This is a genomic window from Streptomyces sp. NPDC043867, from assembly GCF_056435845.1.
The window spans coordinates 58,974-78,739 of sequence record NZ_JBWKDS010000006.1 but is presented as its reverse complement, the minus strand read 5'-3'; the positions used below and the strand labels follow the sequence as shown (position 1 = coordinate 78,739).

General features: G+C 70.7%; 17 protein-coding genes. 6 read left to right on the top strand and 11 right to left on the bottom strand.

The genetic code is table 11. From position 1 onward, the window contains the following. Window positions 1-45: 45 nt before the first annotated feature. The 3 genes from AC069T_RS08045 to AC069T_RS08035 are packed head-to-tail and all read right to left on the bottom strand — an operon-like array spanning window position 46 to window position 2,627. Entirely contained in the window at window positions 46-852 is an 807-nt protein-coding gene (locus AC069T_RS08045; RefSeq protein WP_478781914.1) for an MlaE family ABC transporter permease, read from the bottom strand. A gap of 6 nt (window positions 853-858) precedes the next feature. Next, the gene (locus AC069T_RS08040) at window positions 859-1,590 is read right to left on the bottom strand and encodes an MlaE family ABC transporter permease (protein ID WP_478782087.1); all 732 of its coding nucleotides are present in this window, start codon (window positions 1,588-1,590) and stop codon (window positions 859-861) included. A gap of 26 nt (window positions 1,591-1,616) precedes the next feature. After that, complete coding sequence (locus tag AC069T_RS08035; protein WP_478781913.1) at window positions 1,617-2,627, bottom strand: ABC transporter ATP-binding protein; 1,011 nt, start codon at window positions 2,625-2,627, stop codon at window positions 1,617-1,619. A gap of 736 nt (window positions 2,628-3,363) precedes the next feature. Between AC069T_RS08035 and AC069T_RS08030 the strand changes: the two genes are divergently transcribed. The 4 genes from AC069T_RS08030 (at window position 3,364) to AC069T_RS08015 (ending at window position 8,179) form a co-directional block, all read left to right on the top strand. Beyond that, entirely contained in the window at window positions 3,364-3,996 is a 633-nt protein-coding gene (locus AC069T_RS08030) for a hypothetical protein (protein ID WP_478781912.1), read from the top strand. Between the two features lie 112 nt (window positions 3,997-4,108). Further along, entirely contained in the window at window positions 4,109-5,671 is a 1,563-nt protein-coding gene (locus AC069T_RS08025; protein WP_478781911.1) for a DUF6801 domain-containing protein, read from the top strand. 117 nt (window positions 5,672-5,788) lie between these two features. Then, the gene (locus AC069T_RS08020) at window positions 5,789-6,739 is read left to right on the top strand and encodes a hypothetical protein (RefSeq protein WP_478781910.1); all 951 of its coding nucleotides are present in this window, start codon (window positions 5,789-5,791) and stop codon (window positions 6,737-6,739) included. 222 nt (window positions 6,740-6,961) lie between these two features. Further along, window positions 6,962-8,179, top strand: a complete 1,218-nt coding sequence (locus tag AC069T_RS08015) for a PucR-like N-terminal domain-containing protein (protein ID WP_478781909.1) — start codon at window positions 6,962-6,964, stop codon at window positions 8,177-8,179. Window positions 8,180-8,198: 19 nt separating this feature from the next. Here AC069T_RS08015 and AC069T_RS08010 read toward each other — a convergent pair whose 3' ends face one another. The 5 genes from AC069T_RS08010 to AC069T_RS07990 form a co-directional block, all read right to left on the bottom strand. Beyond that, the gene (locus AC069T_RS08010) at window positions 8,199-9,278 is read right to left on the bottom strand and encodes a C40 family peptidase (RefSeq protein ID WP_478781908.1); all 1,080 of its coding nucleotides are present in this window, start codon (window positions 9,276-9,278) and stop codon (window positions 8,199-8,201) included. A 32-nt stretch (window positions 9,279-9,310) separates the two neighbouring features. Then, window positions 9,311-9,793 (bottom strand): poly-gamma-glutamate biosynthesis protein PgsC/CapC, encoded by a 483-nt coding sequence (locus AC069T_RS08005; RefSeq protein ID WP_358850423.1) that lies wholly within the window; start codon window positions 9,791-9,793, stop codon window positions 9,311-9,313. Continuing rightward, window positions 9,790-11,304: a poly-gamma-glutamate synthase PgsB gene (gene pgsB / locus AC069T_RS08000; RefSeq protein WP_478781907.1), complete on the bottom strand. Its 1,515-nt coding sequence runs from the start codon at window positions 11,302-11,304 to the stop codon at window positions 9,790-9,792. Before pgsB ends, AC069T_RS08005 begins: the two co-directional genes overlap by 4 nt. A 6-nt stretch (window positions 11,305-11,310) precedes the next feature. Beyond that, complete coding sequence (locus tag AC069T_RS07995) at window positions 11,311-13,563, bottom strand: cache domain-containing protein (protein WP_478782086.1); 2,253 nt, start codon at window positions 13,561-13,563, stop codon at window positions 11,311-11,313. Between the two features lie 208 nt (window positions 13,564-13,771). Further along, window positions 13,772-14,950 (bottom strand): CapA family protein, encoded by a 1,179-nt coding sequence (locus AC069T_RS07990; RefSeq protein ID WP_478781906.1) that lies wholly within the window; start codon window positions 14,948-14,950, stop codon window positions 13,772-13,774. Window positions 14,951-14,967: 17 nt separating this feature from the next. On the opposite strand from AC069T_RS07990, the gene AC069T_RS07985 reads away from it, so the two are divergent. Together AC069T_RS07985 and AC069T_RS07980 are read left to right on the top strand one after the other, a co-directional pair. Continuing rightward, window positions 14,968-15,969: a hypothetical protein gene (locus AC069T_RS07985; protein ID WP_478781905.1), complete on the top strand. Its 1,002-nt coding sequence runs from the start codon at window positions 14,968-14,970 to the stop codon at window positions 15,967-15,969. Window positions 15,970-16,159: 190 nt separating this feature from the next. After that, window positions 16,160-17,671 carry a cryptochrome/photolyase family protein gene (locus AC069T_RS07980; RefSeq protein ID WP_478781904.1) on the top strand — a complete coding sequence of 504 codons (1,512 nt, stop codon included), beginning with the start codon at window positions 16,160-16,162 and terminating at the stop codon, window positions 17,669-17,671. 346 nt (window positions 17,672-18,017) lie between these two features. On the opposite strand, the gene AC069T_RS07975 is transcribed toward AC069T_RS07980, so the two are convergent. The 3 genes from AC069T_RS07975 to AC069T_RS07965 all read right to left on the bottom strand — a co-directional run bounded on the left by AC069T_RS07975 (window position 18,018) and on the right by AC069T_RS07965 (window position 19,600). Beyond that, window positions 18,018-18,347 carry a DUF7134 domain-containing protein gene (locus AC069T_RS07975; protein ID WP_478782085.1) on the bottom strand — a complete coding sequence of 110 codons (330 nt, stop codon included), beginning with the start codon at window positions 18,345-18,347 and terminating at the stop codon, window positions 18,018-18,020. 39 nt (window positions 18,348-18,386) lie between these two features. Continuing rightward, on the bottom strand, window positions 18,387-18,740 hold the full coding sequence (locus tag AC069T_RS07970) for a Zn-ribbon domain-containing OB-fold protein (RefSeq protein ID WP_478782084.1): 354 nt from the start codon (window positions 18,738-18,740) through the stop codon (window positions 18,387-18,389). A 197-nt stretch (window positions 18,741-18,937) separates the two neighbouring features. Next, window positions 18,938-19,600, bottom strand: coding sequence for a TetR family transcriptional regulator (locus AC069T_RS07965; RefSeq protein ID WP_478782083.1), 663 nt, complete (start codon window positions 19,598-19,600; stop codon window positions 18,938-18,940). Window positions 19,601-19,766: the final 166 nt, after the last annotated feature.

Sequence of the window (19,766 nt, the reverse complement as noted above, 5' to 3'; positions counted from 1 at the left end):
TGCCGGGTCTCGCGTCGCTCCTCGGGGAGCAGAACCGCGCTCATCTCAGCCCGCCACCTTCACGGTCGTGGTGGCGCCCCACAGCGCCAGTGACAGGAAGAAGTCGGTCACGCTGATCAGCACGATGGCGTGGCGCACCGACCGTCCGACGGCGACACCGACGCCGGCCGGTCCGCCGGCGGCCCGGTAGCCGTAGTAGCAGTGCGCCAGAATCACCATCACGCTGAAAAGCAGCACCTTGAGCACGGACAGCAGCACGTCCGTGGGGGAGAGGAACAGGTTGAAGTAGTGGTCGTACGTGCCCCGGGACTGGCCGTTGAACAGCACGGTGATGTACCGGGAGGCCACGTAGGAGGTGAGCAGCCCGACCGCGTAGAGCGGGATGATGGCGATCACGCCGGCGACGACACGGGTGCTGACCAGGTAGGGCTTGGAGCGGATGCCCATGCCTTCCAGCGCGTCGACCTCTTCGTTGATGCGCATCGCGCCGAGCTGCGCCGTGAAGCCGGCGCCCACGGTGGCGGACAGGGCGAGTCCCGCGACCAGCGGGGCGATCTCCCGGGTGTTGAAGTACGCGGAGACGAATCCGGTGAACGCCGCGGTGCCGATCTGGTCCAGGGCGGCGTAGCCCTGGAGGCCGACGACGGTGCCGGTGAACGCGGTCATCGCGACCATCACGCCGACGGTGCCGCCGATGACACCGAGTCCGCCCGAACCGAAGGCGACCTCCGCGAGCAGCCGCTGGATCTCCTTGGAGTACCGGCGCAGGGTGCGCGGGATCCACAGCAAGGTCTTGGCGTAGAAGATGAGTTGGTCGCCGGAGCGGTCGAGCCAGACGAGCGGGGAGGCCACGGGCGCTCAGCCTCCCTTCGGGGGGACGATCTGCAGATACAGGCCCGTCATCACCATGTTCACGAAGAAGAGCAGCATGAAGGTGATGACCACCGACTGGTTCACGGCGTCGCCGACGCCCTTCGGGCCGCCGCGCGGGTTCAGGCCCCGTTGGGCGGCGACGATGCCGGCGATGAAGCCGAAGATGAGGGCCTTGAGTTCGCTGATGTACAGGTCGGGCAGCTGGGCCAGCGCGGAGAAGCTCGAGAGGTAGGCGCCGGGTGTGCCGTCCTGAAGGACGATGTTGAAGAAGTAGCCGCCGAGGGTGCCGACCACCGAGACCAGCCCGTTGAGCAGCACGGCGACGCCCATGGTGGCGAGCACGCGGGGGACGACCAGTCGCTGGACGGGCGAGACGCCCATGACCTCCATGGCGTCGAGCTCCTCGCGGATCTTGCGTGAACCCAGGTCGGCGCAGATCGCGGAGCCGCCCGCGCCGGCGATGAGCAGTGCGACGATCAGCGGGCTGGCCTGCTGGACGACGGCCAGCACACTGGCGCCGCCGGTGAAGGACTGGGCGCCGAGCTGCTCGGTCAGTGAACCGACCTGGAGGGCGATCACCGCGCCGAACGGGATGGCGACCAGCGCGGAGGGCAGGATGGTGACGCTCGCGACGAACCAGAACTGCTCGACGAACTCCCGGAACTGGAAGGGCCGTCGGAACACGGCCCGGCACACCTCGGCAGCCAGCGCGAACATCAGTCCGGTCTGGCGCAGTGCTGCGTTCACGCGCCGCTCCCCGAGACGGGGACCGGCACGGTGGGGGCGGTGGCGCCGCCCGTCGCGTAGGTGCGCTCGATGGCGGCCCGGGCGGCCGGCGGCAGCCGGTCCAGCATGCCCAGCACCCGTTCCCGCCGCCGGGCGACGGCACGTCGCTGGGGGAGTCCGGGGGAGGGCTCCAACTGGGGCACGATCTCCCGGGGTTGCTCCGGGCCGCGGGTGGCGGCGGCCTCGGCGGCGAGCGTGGCGGCGTCCTTCTCCTCGGACATGCCGATCGGACCCTCGCGGCGTCCGCGCAGGAACTGCGCCACCACCGGTTCCTCGCTGGTGAGCAGCACTTCGCGGGGGCCGAACGTGACCAGCTCGCGCCGGAAGAGCATCCCCATGTTGTCGGGCACGGTCGCGGCGATGTCGAGGTTGTGGGTGACGATCAGCATCGTCGCGTCGATCTGCGCGTTCAGGTCGATCAGCAGCTGCGACAGATAGGCGGTGCGGACCGGGTCGAGGCCGGAGTCGGGTTCGTCGCACAGGATGATCTGCGGGTCGAGCACCAGTGCACGGGCGAGTCCCGCGCGCTTGCGCATGCCGCCGCTGATCTCGCCGGGCAGCTTGCCCTCGGCACCCAGCAGACCCACCACCTCGATCCGCTCCATGACGATGCGGCGGATCTCCGACTCCTTCTTGCGCGTGTGTTCGCGCAGCGGAAAGGCAATGTTGTCGAACAATGACATGGAGCCGAACAGGGCGCCGTCCTGGAACATGAGCCCGAACATTTTCCGGGTTTCGTAAATCTCGTGTTCGGGACTGTTCGCCATGTCCACTCCGTCGATGAGGACACGGCCGCTATCCGGTTTGAGCAGTCCTATGAGCGACTTCAGGAAAACGGTCTTTCCGGTGCCGGACGGACCGAGCATGACACTCACTTCCCCAGCAGGCAAAGTCAGTGTCACGTCCTGCCAGATGTTCTGCCGACCGAAGGACTTGGTCAGTCCCTCGACCACGACTTCGATGCCCATTTCACCTCCAGCAGGCGCAGGTCGCGTGTGCACCGTGTGGCGCACGCTAGGTGGTTCTGTCGTTCGTTGACAATGGGTAGGGAGCCCGCACTCGGGGGTGCTCCTCGACTTTGTCACCGCGGAGACAAAAACCGGATCGGAACTTGTCTGCGCGGAGACAGCAGGGCCTCGCACCTCCGGGGGGTCGGCTGTACGAGGCCCTGCTGACGGGGATCCGGCCCTGAAGGAGGGTGGGGCCGGAACCGCCCGTCACGGGTCCGGCCGGCAGGGGGCGCCGACCTGGACCGTAGCTGCGCATCGGAACATTACGGCTCAGTAACCTGGCCGGGCAATACCAGTTGCCGAGTTTTTGGAACGACTGGCTTCGGCCAAACCCGTTGTGTGTGCCAGGAGATAAAAGACGGTCGGAACCTTGTCACTCGGTGCGCAATCCAGGGGTTCCGGCGCACCTGGGGCGGACCGTGCGGGCCTGATGCGGAGCTGCTGGGCCAACCAGCCGGGTCCCGCGCGGATTTGGCATCGGATGACTAAGGCCGAGAGTGGACCGCTCACCTGGGAAACAGTCCCGTAAAGAGCGAAAAGAATCATGGTCTGTGCCATTGTTCTGCGATGTTTCTCACGAGTAACGTCGGAGCGCGGTCGAGGAATCCAGAGCCGCGGGAGCCAGTAGCCCGTAATTTTCTGTCGGGTGATGTGCACCCTCTGCCGGTCAATCCACAAGGAGCGTCCGAGAGTTATGAAGAAATCCCTCAAGAGAACCGCAGTCATCGCGGGTGGGGCTGCTGCCGCCTTCGGTCTGGCCATCGGCCCGTCGTCGGCCGTGCCGTCCACCGTCTGGACCGTCAACCCGACGCCGTCCAGCTTCACGGCCACCAACAGCGGCAACATCGTGCTGACGGCCAACATCCCGATGACGTGTACGACGTCCTCCGCCTCCGGCACGATGGCGAGCGCCACCGGCAACCCCGCGACGGTCGCCAGCATCTCCGCCATCAATTTCGGTACCAGTGCCGCGCCCTGCACCAGCGTCCTCGGCAACGTGACGACCGTGGCCTCCACCCCGTGGACCGTCGTCGCCCAGGACTACACCGCCGCGACCGGCGTGACCAAGGGCTACATCGGCAACGTGAACGCGACCATCACGGTCGGCGCCTGTGTGTTCAAGGTCGCCGGCAAGGCGTCCGCCACCTACACCAACTCGACCGGCATCCTCGCGGTCAACAGTGTCTCCGGTGAGCTGACGGTCACCACGGCGACCGGGTGCGGCACGGTCGTCACCACCTCGACCAAGCCCACCTTCAAGGGCAACTACGCCGTGAAGGTCGCGAACACGACCACCATCCCGACCATCAAGGGCTCCAACCCGTAGGTCGTTCAGTGCTCGGATGCGCCCGACCGGACCACCGGTCGGGCGCATCCGGGTCGTCAGCCCGCAGGACCCCGTACGACCGCACGCCCCTGATCCGACCGAGCGGAGCCACATGATGAGACTGCACCTGACGGTGGGCGCGACCCGGCCGGGCACCCGTGGCCGCAATGCCACGATCGCCGCGTTCGTCGTCCTCGCCGCCATGGTGCCCGCCGGGGCTGTCGTCGCGGCCGACCAGACGGTCGACGTCTCGCTGCCCTACACCTGCACCCTGCCGTCCGGAGAAGTGGACGCCGCCCTGCGCGTCTCCGCGTCGTTGCCCGCCCGGGTCGAGGTGGGACAGGCCATCCGGGCGACGGACGTGGAGACCTCCCTCGAACTGTCCGAGGAGGCGGTGAAGAAGCTCACCGAGAAGGAGGTCGGCGCCGTCTCGGCCGCCACCCGTCTCACGGTGGACGTGGCACAGGGCGACTCCACCGCACAGGCCCTGTGGCGCGGCTCCGCGAACCCGCAACCGGTCCCGGCGACCGGACCGCTGACGCTGACCACCACGGGGGACGTCCCCACGGTCACCGGTCAGGACGACGGCGACCTGACCTTCACCGCGGGGGCCCTCGGCGTGGACCTGGCGATGACCGGGACCGCGCCGGACAACGACCCGGCGCCGCTCACCCTGGAATGCACGCCCGGCAAGGACGCCGCCGCTCTGCTGGCCACCGTCAGGGTCGGGGACGACCCGGGCGGACCGGACGGCTCACCGACCGCCTCGTCCGCCGCCCCGCCCTCCGGCACGCCGGGCCGGGACGAGGGGACCACGGGGGGCGGCCGGGACAAGGACGCCCCGGAGGTCGCGGACCGGCCGGCCGCCGGGGCCGGCGCCCGCCCGGCGGCGCCACCGTGCAAGTACGACGACGGCTACCCCGCCGGTCCGATGTCGCTCAACGCCTACGTCGCCGGGTACGCCAACGTACGCAAGCAGAACGCCGCGGCGCTCATCCCGCCGTTCTGCACCATGCTCGAACAGGGATCGCCCGAGTTCGAGCCGTACCCGGACTGGAGCGGCGGCGTCATCCGCCAGCACTCCACCGGTGACCTGTACAACAACGGCCGCAAGGAGAGCATGCCGTTCAAGGCGACCTTCCTGACCTTCCGCTTCATGCCGGCCGAGGCGACGATGGTGCTGGAACAGGCCGGACCGCTGACGGTCGACTCGCTCGGCGCCACCGACTTCGTCTTCACCAGCACCGACACGTACATCCGGGTGCCGCTCGTGCTACGGGTGATCAAACTGGAGGTCGACGGCACGCCGCTGAACGTCGGCCCGACGTGCCGCACCAGCGGCCCGCTGAAGTCGCCCGAGCCCGACAGCGCCAAGTTCCCCGGGGACCATCTCGTCCTGCACGGGCGTGGCGAGCAGAACTCCGGCGAGCCGGCGACCGGCTACCAGCTGCTCTCCGGCGGACCGCTGACCGGCGAGGTCACCGTCCCCGCCTTCCGCGGATGCAGGAACGCCGGAGAGAACCTCGACCGCCTGTTCACGGCAGCCGTCTCCGGATCCGGCAACTACATCAAGCAGATGCAGGGCCAGACCTGCTACGCCGTCGCCGAGGTGCCGAACCCCGACGAGTGCACCGAGGACCGCCAGCCCCTGAAGGTTCCCGTACCCGAACGCTGAACCGCACCCGAACCGTTCCCGAACGCCGAACCGCACCCGAACCGTTCCCGAACGCCGAACCGCACCCGAACCGTTCGACGACCCCCGCACCCATCCTCCCGTCACGAAAGGCACTTCATGACCCGCCTGCGTCTCTCCGCCAGATCCGCCACCGTCGTCACCGCGCTGACCACCGCGGTCGGTGCCTTCGCCGCGGTCGGCACGGCCACCGCGGCCACCGCTCAGCTGAACGGCGAATGGGCACCTTTCACCCGGTGTCCCGTCGACGCCCCCGCGCTGGTCGCCGCCGACGGCCTGGAGCGGACTCCGCAGTGCGTGGTGTCCTCCTCCGCCAGCGGTTCCATCAAGCTGGGCAACACCACCGTGACCACCGGCCGCACCAACCTGCAGATGGGCGTCGTCCAGAACTCCGACGGCAGCAGCACCGTGGTGGCACCGTCCGGCGGCGCGCTCATCGCCGACTCCGCGACCGTGCCGGGCGGGCTGCTCGGCCTGATGTGCCCCAGCAACGTGCCCGCGGTCACGGCGATCTGCAACCAGCTCACCAACTCGACCCTCAACAAGATCACGGCGACCGTGGAATCCGTCGGGACGCCCTCCGACTTCAACCAGAGCGCCGGCGCCCTGACCGACCTGCCCATCGTCTCGATCCCGGTCCGCATCCACCTGGAGAACCCGTTCCTGGGCAGCAAGTGCTACATCGGCACGGCGTCCAAGCCGGTCGTGCTCCGCCCCGGCAACGTGAACTACCCCGACTTCTCGCTGACCTTCTTCGACGGGGCCGGCAACCTGAACGACGAGGGTGTGATGAGCCGCGTCAACCTCGTGGGTGCCACCCAGAAGGACAGCACGTTCGCCGTCCCCGGCGCCAGCGGCTGCGGACTCGGGCTGTTCGGCCTGATCGACGCCGCGGTGAACCTGAAGACGGGCCTGCCGTCCGCCGCCGGCAAGAACAGCCTGACGCTCAACAACACCACCACGTCCCTCGCCGCTCTCGGAGCACCGGGCACCGTCGCACCGAACGCGGGCCAGGAACTCTCGAAGAACTGGCACAGCGCCGTCAAGTAATGGCCGCGAGGCGACTGTTCTGAGCCACCTCGGCAGCACACAGTCGCCTCAGCAGACCAATCGGTGCCCAAAGTGTGTACGTGCTACGGAAGTTGAACTACTTTCAACTGTCGAGGACGTCATGCGTCCCTCGTCCGGCCCGGACGCCGAACCCGCCCGTTCGGGGCCTCGGTGTCCGTGCTGGCGACCTCCCCTGGGCAAGCAGAGAGCGAGGGACCACGGATGCCTTCACCCGCACGTACACCGGAAGTCGGTGAGCCGCTCGACCCACTGCCCACCGGGTTCGCCGCCCTGATGAGACCGGAGTTACCCAGCCTCGTCAAGGAGATCTGGGCCGAGGTCACCCGCGCCTATCCCGTGTACGGCCGCCTCCTCGACGGACCGAACGCGGACACGGTCCGGCAGGGCGTGGAACAGGCCCTCACGGCGTTCGTCGACCGGGTCGCCGAACCCGGCAAACCCTCCACGCTCCGTGACGCGCTGCTGCGCAGGTTCGGCCGCGTGGAGGCGTACGAGGGACGCGACCTGGAGTCCCTCCAGGGCGCGTACCGGCTGGGAGCCCGCATCGCCCTGCGGCGCGCGCAGTCGGTGGGCCGCCAGTACAGCCTCTCGCCCACGCTCATCCTCGCCTTCGCCGACGCCCTCTTCGCCTACGTGGAGGAGCTGGCGGAGGTGACCCGCGAGGGATACAGCGAGGTGCAGGCCCGCGGCACCTCCGAAGTGACCATGCTGAGAAGGCAGTTGCTCCATCTGATTCTCGCGGCGCCGCCGCTGCCGCAGCCCACCGTCACGGACCTGTGCGAGGCCGCGGCGTGGCCCCTGCCGACCGAGTGCACCCTCGTCGTCTTCCGCTCGGCCGTGCCCGACCCCGTCGAGGCGGCCGGGCTCGCCGGTGACGTCCTCACGGAACTCGACGCCCCGCATCCGCACCTCCTGGTCCCCGGTCCGCTGACCCCCGAACGCCAGGCCATGCTCGGCCGGGCACTGAGCGGCACCCGTGCCGTCGTCGGTCTGACGCTGCCGACGGCGCAGGCGGCCGACTCCTTCCGCTGGGCCCGCCGAGTCCTCCAGCTCATCGATGACGGCATCGTCCCCGACGCCCCCGTCGTCCGCTGCGAGGACCACCTCACCACCCTCTGGCTGCTCTCGGACCCGCCGTTGGTGCGCCAGGTCGCCGCCCGCGAACTGGCCCCGCTGGCCGGTCTGCCGGCCAGCCGGCGCGAGCGGCTGGTGGAGACGCTCCGGGTGCACATCTCGACCCGGGCGCCGGCCGAACAGGTCGGTGACATGCTCGGGGTGCACGCCCAGACGGTCCGCTACCGCCTGCGCAGCCTCGACGCCCGCCTGGGCGAACGCCTCACCGACCCGGATCACCGCTTCGCACTGGAGGCGGCTCTGCGCTCGCTGCACCTGCAGGACGAGGCGGGTACGTGCCCGTGACGCAGGCGGGCAGGCACGCTCACAGCCGCTTGGCGCTGCGCAGCGTCTTGGCGTAGTAGCCGTTGCCGTCCAGCCGGGAGACCCCGCCGACGTCGCCGATGGTCGGGCCGTTGACCTCCTCGCGGCTGGAGACGAAGATCAGGTGGCCCTCGGTGTCGTAGCCGAGCACCAGGCCGACGTGGTCGAGCCGGTCCTTCGTGCGGGTGTCCAGTTTGAAGAAGACGAGGTCGCCGGGCTGGAGCTGGTCGATGGCGGACGGCCGGTCGTCGGCCGTCACCCCGGTCAGCGGGAGCACGTCGACGCCCTCGTCGGAGCGGGCCATGCCGTTGGCGGTGCGCGGCAGTCCGTCGCCGGAGGTGTCCGAGGACATCAGCGGGTAGCGGGTACGGTAGCCGAGCACCATCCGTATGAAGCCCGAGCAGTCCAGGGACTTGGCACGCAGGGGCTCGGGGGTGCCGGTCTGTCCGTCCCTGAAGGGGTAGGGCCGGCCGAGGTAGTCGTAGAAGTCGGACTGCTCCAGGCGCAGGTCGCCGCCCTCGGCGCCGGTGGTGTTCAGCGGTCCGAAGCCGGCGTCACCGGCGTAGGCGGTGCCCTGTCCGTCCTTCTTCTGCGGGGCGCCGGACACGTACTGGAAGGCGATGGCGAAGAGGTCGTCCTCCTTGCTGTCCCGGTACTCGGCGTACCAGTCGGTGAACCACTTCTCCTTCTCGGCCCCCTTCTTCCAGGACTTGGGCATCAGCCGCACCCAGTCCGTGGTGGAGACCTTGGAGGAGGTCGAGGCCGGTTCGGCGAAGGTGCGGGCCCGGCCGGTGAGGGTGGCCAGGCGCGCCCCGTCGGTGAACACCGCCTTGATCTGGCCGTCGGAGCCGCGCAGCACCGAGCGCGCGGGGTTCTCCAGCCGGGACCATTTGGCTTCGCCCTTGTCGTCGGAGGCGGAGCCGGAGGCCTCGCCGCCGTCCAGGACGCCGACGTTGCGCACATCCGTCACCCCGGGCACCTCCCGCTTGCGCAGTTCCAGGGTGAGGTAGCCGGAGGTCGCGACGAGCCCCAGCACCACCAGACCCGAGAGGACGGGCCGCGACTTCTTCTTCCCTGCCATCGGTTACTCCTCGGTCGTTCTGGGGCGGCTTGTCAGACGGTGGGCATGATGCCGAGCAGCAGCCCGGCGGCGACGACGATGTAGGCCATGAGCGAGACCGTGCCGGTCGCCAGCAGGGTGGCGCCCTTGGGCTGGCGCACCATCTGGTAGGCGATCAGGCCGGGCACGATGAAGCCGAGGGTCTGGTTGCCGTAGAGCAGCGGGAACTCCAGCGAGAGCAGGATCATCACCGTGCCCTGGAGCAGCACGCCGAGCAGCACCACCGAGGCGAACAGCCGCTTGCCGTAGAGGATCACCAGCCGCTGCATGATCTTGGTGCCGCCGTAGGTGAGGGCGGTGACGCCGACCACCATGGCCGCCCGCTGGACGTCCTCGATCAGCGTCAGGGCGAGCCAGCCCGGAGTGATCATGCCGCCGGGCGAGAGGTTGGTGGTGAGGTAGCACAGCAGCGAGAAGAACAGCCCTATCGCGATACCCAGGGCGGCCATCTCGGGGGTCAGTGCGGCGGTGGTCAACGGGGTCTCCGGGCGTCGTCGTGCGGCTCGTCGTAGGGCGGCGGCCAGGTCTGCTGGGCGGATTCGTACGGCTGCTGCCGCGGCGCGTCGGCGTACTGCTCGCGGGGCTCGTAGCGCTCCCGCTGCGCGTACTGCTCGTGGGGCTCGTACTGCTGCGGGTACCGCGGTGACGGCCGGGCCGGGATGCGGACCACCGGGATCTCCTGGGTCCGCGAAGCCTGGTAGCGCTCCTCGTACGCCGGGGGGTACGAGGCGAACGGGTCAAGGCGGGGCGACTGCGCCGGGGCCGCCGCGGCGACGGGGCCCGGCCTCTCCTCGTCCGCTTCGCTCTCGTCGGCGGGGAGTTCGGCGAGGTACTCCAGCAACTCCTCGCCCTGGCCGTGGATGTTGCCGATGGCCACCAGGGAGGAGCCGTCGGACATGCGGCCGAGCAGGGCCGGCATGAACTCCTCGGCGGACCGCTTCTCGCCGCCCAGGTCGACCGCCCGGTCCCGCCACTCGGCGGGGATGGCGTCGATGGCGCTCTTCGCGGGGTGCCCGATGACGAAGACGTGGTCGGGCTGGAGGTCGGGGATGATCTCGCCCATCTGCCCGTTGCGCTCCACGCGGTCGGGGCGGCAGTTGATCACCACGTTCAGGGGGCGGCGGACGGCGCCGAGGTCGAGCAGCTGGTTGATGTTCATCAGCGTCGACTCGGGGTCGTTGGCCGCGAACACGTTGGCGAACGCGAGCCGTTTGCCGTCGGGGGCCGCATAGCGCTCCACGGAGAGCACGCCCGGGTCCGGCGGGGCGTCGTACATGCCCTGGAGGGCGACGTCGCGCCGCACGCCGAGCAGTTCGGCGACGACCAGGGCGATCGCCACGTTCTCCTTGAAGGTGAACCAGCTGAAGCCGCGCAGTTCCTCGTCGCTGACGGTCTCCGGGTCGGCATAGACCAACTCGCAGTTCCGGGCGTCCGCCTCCTCCTGGAGGATGTGGAAGCGCTCCTTCTCGGCGGTGACGCAGATGCCGTCCTGGGGCATCGAGCGGCACAGCGACCGGGCCACGTCGTCCAGGGTGGGGCCCATCTCGGCGAGGTGGTCCTCGCGGACGTTGCACAGCACGCCGATGGTGGAGCGGATCAGTTTGCTCTGATTGACCTCCTGGAGGGCCGGCATCACGGCCATGCACTCGATGACGAGGGCGTCGGGCCGGTACGTGGCGGCCCGCCGGACGATGCCGATCTGCTCCACCACGTTGGCGATGCCGAACTTGCGGTAGACCGGCTCCTCGGTGGCGTCGGGGTGGATGAAGCGGGCCGCCGTCCCGGTCGTCTTGGCGACGGTGATCAGGTCACCGCCCCGCAGCGCTCCCGCGCAGAGCCGGGTGATGGAGGACTTGCCGCGGATGCCGTTGACGAGCACCCGCGAGGGGATGGTGTGCAGCGCGGCGTAGTGCCGACGCTGCTCCACGATGCCCGCGACGAACAGGAACAGACAGCCGGTCAACAGGACGAAGTAGAGATAGAGCACGCTTGGTCACCTTCCTCCGGCGCCGGGCCGGGACTCGGCGGGCCGGCGCGCCTGGTTCTGCCGGCGGGCCTGCAACTGCTGGCGGATGAGTTCGAGGCTGCGGACGACGGCGCCGACCTCGTCCTGGTACCGGGGGTAGTGCACGGTCTTGAGGTCGCCGTCGGCGAGCTTCTCGGCGTCCTGCGCGAGGGCCCGCAGGGGCCGTACGACGACGAGGTGGATCCAGCCCAGGCAGACCACGATCAGGGCGAGGCCGAGCAGACCCGCGAGCACACTGCGGTCCTCGCGCTCGTAGGCGGTGATCTCGAAGTGGTCGGCGTTCTGCCAGCTCACGACGGTCCAGCCGAGGTCGGAGGCGACGCCGCCGCCGGTGAACGGCGCCGCGGCGGCCACGGTGACGGAGCCACCGCCGCGGATGAGCAGACCGTTCGCCACGGGCCCGGCGCCCACCCGCACGTTGCCGGCGCGCACCAGGTCGGGCAGCGCGTCGTCCGGCAGCCCCTCGAAGGCGAGGAAACCATCGCTGGCGGCGAGGGTCCGCGCGTCGGCGTTCACGATCCGGACCTCGCCGAGGCCGGGCCGCTTCAGCAGCGAGTTGAGGAACTCCACCCGCACCTCGCCGACGAGAGTGGTGCCCTCGTGCTCCGGCACCGGCGCCCCGGTCTGGACGACGGGCTTCTTCTCACCCCTGCCGGAGACGCGGACGAGCGCCCGGTCCTTCGCGCTCCACGCGTGGGGGCCGGCGCCGGCCCGGGCGACGAGGCCGCCGTCCTCACCGACGACATACAGCGCCTGGTAGCGGGTGTGCTCGCGCAGGGCGTCCTTCAGCAAGGTCTCGGTGGCGGCGGGATCGTCGATGTCGATCAGGTGTGCGGTGGAGACGAGGTCGGCCTGGGCCTCGTTCAGCGCCCGGCGGGCCCGGTCGGCGACCAGGTCGGTGCGGTCGCGCTGGTCGTTGACCATGGGGGCGGGGATGCTGACGGTCCCGTCCGTGCGGTTGAGCAGGAACCCGACGGGGACGCACCACAGCAGCAGGAGCACCGCCGTCAGCACCAGCGGTCCGCGCGCACCGCCCCGGAACCTGCCGGCCCGGCGGGCACCGGTGGCACCGTCCGGGGCGCTCGCGCCGCCGAGCAGGCCGCGGGTGCGCTCCAGCGCGGAGCCGATGCGGGCTGCCTCCCCCCAGCGGGGCACCGCGACGGGCCTGACCAGGTCGCCGCGGGCGAGCCGGCGGGATTCCAGGAACAGTTTGAGCAGCGGACGCTGCACGGTCATCCACAGCACGGCGACCGCGAGCAGTCCGAGCAGCACCAGGGCGCCCGCCGCCAGCAGGCCGAAGAGCTGCCGGCTGCCCTCCGTGACGGTCTGCTGCTGGACCACGGGGAGCATGGCGACGACCGTCAGGCCGAGGCCGGCGGCGACACTCTTCCCGTCCTCCGGGTCGGACGCGGCGAGGGAGGCGTACCCGGCGGTCGCGACGCGGCCGTTGTAGTCATCGCCCAGCAGGGTTCCGCTCACGCCGGGATAGCCGCGGGAACCGGGCTCCCGCGCGCTGACGGGGTTCTGCTCGGTCGCCTCGGCGGCCCGGTCGGACAGCCGCGTCATCTGCTTCTGCAGGAACGTGAGTTCCTCGCGCTCCGCGTCCGAGTTGAGTGCCTCGGACTGCTCGAAGCCGGCGGTGGCGAGGACCTCGCCGCCCCGCGCGACGACGGCCATGCTCCGGAACGGGCCCAGGTTGATGGAGGGCACGGAGAGGCTGTTGGAGGCGATCAGCAGTTGCTGCGCCCCCTTCTTCCCGCCCAGCACGGCCATCGTCATCAGGCGCACGTCACCGGTCTCCAGGCGCACCATGCGCGGGGTGAGCGCCCGGTCACCGGTGAGGACGTCCTTGTCCAGCCAGCCGAGCGGGATGCGCTCCCCGCGGGCGGCGAGCACCTTGCCGCTCTCCAGGTCCAGCACCGTGGTGCCGGTCCACTTCTGGTACGCCTTGCTCAGGTCCGACAGGACGCGCTCGGGGTCCGCCGGCCTGTCCGCGCTCAGCGCGGTGGCGGTGCGTTCGAGGTCCGTGACCCGCTCGTCGATCGAGGCGCGCAGGGCGATGGCCCCGTCCTGGGCGAAGTACTGCTGCGAGGAGAGCACCGCCTTCGGCACGACCGGTTCCGCGTCCGGCCCCAGCACCTTGGCCGTGAGGGCCGCGAGGGCGAGGACCAGCACGCACAGCAGCGCGATCGGCGGCCGGATGCCGCCGAGCAGCGGCATGTCCGCGCGTCTGCGGCTGCGCCGCCGGCCTTTCGGCACGAGGGGCGCGGCAGGAGTCGATGTCACCGGTCTTCTTCCTTGGTCGCTGCGGGTGCTCAGCGCCCGAAGGAAGCACCGCTGTCGCGCGGCAGCATGACGCCGTCACAGAAAAGACTGATAAACGCCGACAAGGTTGTATCCGTCGGCACACAGGGGTGTGTGTCCCTGGTCACTGCTCCAGCGGCAGCCGCTTCAGGCCGTCACCGCCGGGCGCTCCCCGGTTGTAGAGGAAGCCGCGCGTGCGGTCCTCGGCCAGGCGGTAGCGGGCGATCCGGTCGTCGGACAGCCCTTCGGGGTGCTCCAGCGACTGCTGGACGTCCACCACCCGGAGGTCCTCGACCGACCCCTCGGCCGCCTTCTCCCCTGCCTCGGTCTCGGGCGGGATGTCCACCAGCGTGGTGCGGTAGCGGGCGGAGACGTCCCAGCCGTCGGCGGTCTCGCGGAACTCGAACCAGCCGATGGCCCCCTCCTCGGTGAGGCCGGTCGGCGAGGAGTGCCGGGCCACCTGGTTGCCGAGGCTGTAGGCGACCCACGTGCCGTTGACCTTCTGGATCGGCTGCACCACGTGGGAGTGGTGCCCGATCACCAGGTCGACCCCGGTCTCCTCGGTGATCCGCTGGGCCATGTCCAGCTGCGGGACGCTCGGTTCGTTGTAGTGCTCCAGGCCCCAGTGCAGGGAGAGGATCACCACCTCGGCGCCTTTGTCGCGGGCCCGCTTCTCGGCCTTCTTCACCTCGTCCGTACTGGAACGGTTGAAGGCCCAGCCCTCCTTCTCGGGCGTGGGGTTGAGGAAGGACTCCCAGGAGTAGGCGAGGTGGGCGACCTTGACGCCCTTGACGTCGCGGATGTTGATCTGCTCCGCTTCCTTCGGCGTCCGCGCCGACCCGGTGTGCCCGAGGCCCACCTCGTCCATCGCGTTCAGCGTGCGCCGTACCGCGGTCAGTCCGTGGTCGTAAGTGTGATTGGAGGCCGTCGAGCAGGTGTCGTACCCCACGTCCTTCAGAGTGGTCAGGATCTGCGGCGGAACCAGGAACTCCGGGTATCCCTTGAACGGTCCCTTAGGTTTCCCGACCGGCGTCTCCATGTGACAGATCGCCAGGTCGGCCTTGCTGATCACGGGCTTCACCCCGGCGAGCAGCGGCCCGAAGTCCAGTCCGGCCTCTCCGTGTCCGCTCTCCTCGGCATCCTTGGCGGCCTGCTCGACCAGCTCGGGATGGATGAGGATGTCGCCGGCCGCGGCGACGGTGAAACTGCGGCCCCCGGCCTCGGCCCGGGGCTGCGCGGCCTCGGAGCCGCACGACACGGTCAGGCCGGTGGCCGCCGCCAGTACCGCCAGCGAACGGCCCATACGGAGAGACTTACGGAATGTCACCGACTCATGTTTACATGAACCTCACAAGCGACCCTCGGATTACCGTCACGGGACGGTCACGCTTCCAGCGCGTTTTCGTCCACACGGGTTTGCTTCTGGCCTTGGTGGGCTGCCAGGCCGACACGTCCCCGACCTCGGAAGACTCCATTCCACGCGCCCGGGAACTGGTCGACCTGCGCAGCCGCATCCTCGGATACACGGCCGGGTTCCGCGCCGACGCCCCCTACACTCCGCCCGGCGAGGCACAGCGCGCGCGGCTGGCGAAGGCCGTCGGGAGCCTGCTGTCCGGCGACGCCCAGGAGGCGGAACGGCGGCTCGCCCCGCTCGGCCTCGGCCTCACCCGCCTCACCGACACCGACTCCGGCCGCCGCTACGACGAGATCGCCGCCACCGGCACCGGCGCGAGCACCGGCTGGGGCCGCCTGTACCTGAACGCCGACTCCGCCGTCCGGTGGAACGCCCAGGTCCCGCACCCCGTCTCCGACCGCGACACCGAGGCCCTCGGCATCCGGCTCCTGGAGCAGAGTCCCGGCGGCGCCCTCGTCCTCGCCGGCACGCACCGCCGGGCCGGCGAGTACGGTGCCGCCGATGTCGCCCACCGCGAGGACAGCGCCTTCCACACGGTCGTCGTCGAGCTGCAGAAGCGCGGGGTGCCCGGCGTGCAGCTGCACGGTTTCACCAAGTCCTCCGACCGCCCCTACGACGCCGTCGTCTCCACCGGCGCCGTCGAGACCGCGCCCGCCGAGGTGGCCGCCATGGCCGACCGCATGGACGACGACGGGCTGCGGGTCTGCCGGGCCTGGGCGGCGCGCTGCCCGCTGGAGGGCACGACCAACGTCCAGGGCCGCTCGGCGCAGCGTGAACACGCCGGCTTCGTCCACGTCGAGCTGGCCCGGCACGCCCGCGCGGACGACGGCCGCGACACCGAGGAGGCCGCCGACGCCCTCGCCGGGCTGGTCACGGCGTGGAAGTCCGGCGAGTCCGACAGGGGGTGACGCCTCACACGGGGTGCGTGGCGATCGCCGGGCCACCGCTGCTCCCCCCGGTGTCACCTGCCCGGCCATCCGAAGAGGAACGGCGTGTGCCGCGTCCCGTCCGTGTCCGCCTGCGCTTTGATCTGCGGACAGGCGCGCCACCTCGCGTGGCGTGCCGGCCCGGCAACGGATCGTCCACGGAGCGCTCGCCATGACGGAAGAAGAGTCCGGCACCCCCCACTGGCTGTTCGGCGATCAGCTCGGCCCCCACTTCGCCGATCCGGCGCGGGGCGGACCCGACCGGGACGCGCCACTGGTGATGATCGAGTCCAGGGGCGTCTTCCGGCGGCGCCGCTTCCACCGGGCCAAGGCGCACCTGATCCTCTCGGCGATGCGCCATCGCGCCGCGGAACTCGGCGACCGCGTGCGGTACGTCAAGGCGGACACCTATCGCCAGGGTCTGCGCGAGGCGGTGGGGGACGGTCCGGTGACCGTGCACCACCCCACGTCCCACGCGGCCCTCACCTTCGTACGCGCGCTGCCCTCGGTACGCGTCCTGCCGGCCCGCGGCTTTCTCGTGGCGCACGAGGAGTTCAAGCTCTGGGCGGACGGCCGCGGCACGAAACACCTCCGCCAGGAGGACTTCTACCGATGGGTCCGGCAGACACACGATCTGCTGATGGAGGGCGACCGGCCCGTCGGCGGCCGCTGGAACCTGGACCACGACAACCGGCAGCCCCCGCCGCGCGGCCGCACCGGCCTGGGCGTTCCGGCGCCCTACCGGCCCCGGGAGGACGACATCGACGCCGAGGTGCGGTCCGACCTCGACCGCTGGTCGCGCGAGGGGGACGTCGAGTTCGTCGGCGAGGACGGACGCCGCAGGTTCCCCGCCACGCGCCGGGAGGCCCTCGCCGCGCTGCGCCGCTTCGTCCAGCACCGGCTGGCCACGTTCGGCGCGTACGAGGACGCGATCCTCGCCGGGGACCCGACGATGAGCCACAGCCTGCTCTCGTCCTCGCTCAACCTCGGGCTGCTGGACCCCGCGGAGTGCGTCGGACAGGCGGAGGCGCGCTGGCGGTCCGGCGCCGTGCCGCTCAACAGCGCCGAGGGCTTCGTGCGGCAGATCGCCGGCTGGCGCGAGTTCGTCTGGCACGTCTACTGGTACTTCGGCGACCGGTACCGCGAGGGCAACGCCCTCGGCCACCACGAGCCCCTGCCCGGCTGGTTCACGGAGCTGTCCCCGGACGCGACCGACGCGAACTGCCTCACACACGTCCTCCAGCAGGTCAACGCGACCGGCTGGACGCACCACATCCCTCGCCTGATGGTCCTGGGCAGCCATGCCCTGCAGCGGGGGTGGGACCCCCGGGCCGTCACCGACTGGTTCCACCGCAGCTTCGTCGACGGCTACGACTGGGTGATGGTCCCGAACGTGGTCGGCATGTCGCAGTACGCGGACGGGGGCCGCATGACCACCAAGCCCTACACCTCCGGCGGGGCGTACATCGACCGCATGAGCGACTTCTGCGGACCCTGCCGGTACACACCGTCCGTCCGGGTCGGTGCGGACGCCTGCCCCTTCACCGCCGGGTACTGGAACCTCCTGCACCGGCACCGGGACCGCTTCGAACACAACGCGAGGATGACGCAGGCGGTGCGCGGCCTTGACCGCCTGCGCGACCTCGAAGAACTGCTGGAGCAGGAGCGGGGCCGTCGGGACTGAGACCGGCTCCGGGCACGGTGCCGCCGGTTCTGGCGGGAAGCACGCCACGGAAGAGCAGTTCCTCGGTGACCGCCACACCGGCCGTCGTGCCGAGCACCGCCACCGCACCGCCGACCGAGACTCCGCCCTCGGTGCCGTAGCCGCGAAGAGGGCGACGACGGCGAGTGCCGCCGCGAACAGGACGAGCCCGAGCAGGGTGCCCACGCGAAGACCGTTCCGGGCGCCGGCGGGGTCCAGTTCGCGCACCGGGCGCGCCTCCAGCCGACGCACCACGGCCGCGTACAACGGTCAGCGCACCGACCGCGATCACCGCGCCGGCCGCCAGGTACAGCACCGGGTTGCCGCTTTACAGTGCGACGTACAGGCCGACGCTCGCGAACGTCTGCGGGTAGCCGGCCAGTTCGCGGAGTGCGAAGGCCGTCGCGATCACCGTCAGACAGAGCGCGGGCCACCGGCGGCGCAGAGCCAGGGGTGACCGGAGGGCGACGGCCAGGAGTACGCCCGCGGCGTCGTAGGGGTGCCGCGGCAGGTCGCCGAACCGGGCGCCGAGCGGCGCGGTCGCGGGCGCGACCGGGGCGAGCAGGACGGTGCCCAGGGTGTCCCGCACCGTGGCCGGGCGCTCGGTCCAGCGATCCCGCTGTCCTCGCTGCGTCCGCCGACGGGTGGCGTCGCAGATCCCGGCCGGCCGTGACGCCGTCGCTCGCGCGGCCGGACGTCAGTCGCGCAGCCCGTAGAAGTCGTCGCAGAGTTCGAAGACCGGCTCGCCGCGGACCGGGTCCTCGGCGACCGTGAGGCGGACGCGGCCGCCCGGGTGGATCGCGATGAACGGGCCCTTCACGCGGCCGCGGACGGTGAAGCCCTCCGCCATCTCGATGAGGGACACGTTGCGCGCGGCGGGGGTGTTGCGCCGGACCACGGTCGTGCGGCGCACGATGCCCGCGCCCCGGCTGTGTTCGGTGTGCAGGTCGCTCGACGCGCAGACCGGACAGAGCAGCCGGTGGAACATGGTGGTCCCGCACCAGCGGCACCGCTGGAAGGCGAGACGTTCCTCGCTCCGCGCGGCCCACATGGGGGCGCCGCTCTCCGCTGGGGCGGTGGCGTTGTTCTGGGGCGCATCGGCGTCCAGCACGTCCGCCGCGATCCCGATTCCCGGGTGGAACACGATGTCATCTCCCTGCGCTCGGCCGGAATCTGATGTGCTCGGATCGCCGTGCACGAGCGACAGGTTATGGCACTCAGTGCCAGCCGTAAAGGCACTCCGTACCCTCAATCCGTCCAGGCCGACTCGATCTCCTGGACCACCCGCCACATCGGGACCCCGCGCCGGGCCACGACGACCACCACGTCCCCGCCCTCCCGGCGGGTGCCCGGTTCGTCCGCCCCGAAGGTGCGCCGCACATAGCGCAGTGCCCGGTCCACCCGGGCGTCGGCGTCCCCCTCGCCGTCCGCCCGCAGCCAGGACCGCAGCGCGTTGTTGTGGGCCGCGACCACGGCCGCGGCGATCACGTCCGCCTCCAGGGTTCCGTCGCGCCGGCCCGCGAAGCGGGTGCGCAGGTGGTCGGCGAGGGCACGTTCGTAGCGCCAGACCACGGAGAGCTCGTACGCACGCAGTCCGGGCACCCGCCTGGTCAGCCGGTAGCGCTGCACCGAGAACGTCGGATTCTCGGCGTACATCCGCAGCACGAGCCGGGCCGCGTCGCAGACCCGCTCGACCGGGTCCGCCGGACCGGAGCCGGAGTTCAGGAACTCGGTCATCTCGGCGAGGCAGCGCTCGTGGTCCGGGAAGACCACGTCCTCCTTCGACGGGAAGTACCGGAAGAACGACCGCCGTCCCACCCCGGCCAGCGACACGATGTCGTCGACCGTGGTCTGTTCGTAGCCGCGTTCGAGGAACAGCCGGAACGCCGCCGCGACCAGCGCGTCGCGCATCGGGGGTTTCGGGGCGCCCGCCCCGGCCGACGGGCTCCGGCGGGGAGTCTCACTCATGCGGGGAAACTAGCACCGGAGATCACGTATGACACTAAGTGCCTGCGAGGGAGGGGACTGAGTGTCATTTCGGTGGGTGTCCCCGGAGGGCTTGGCCCTCGTCCCCGGC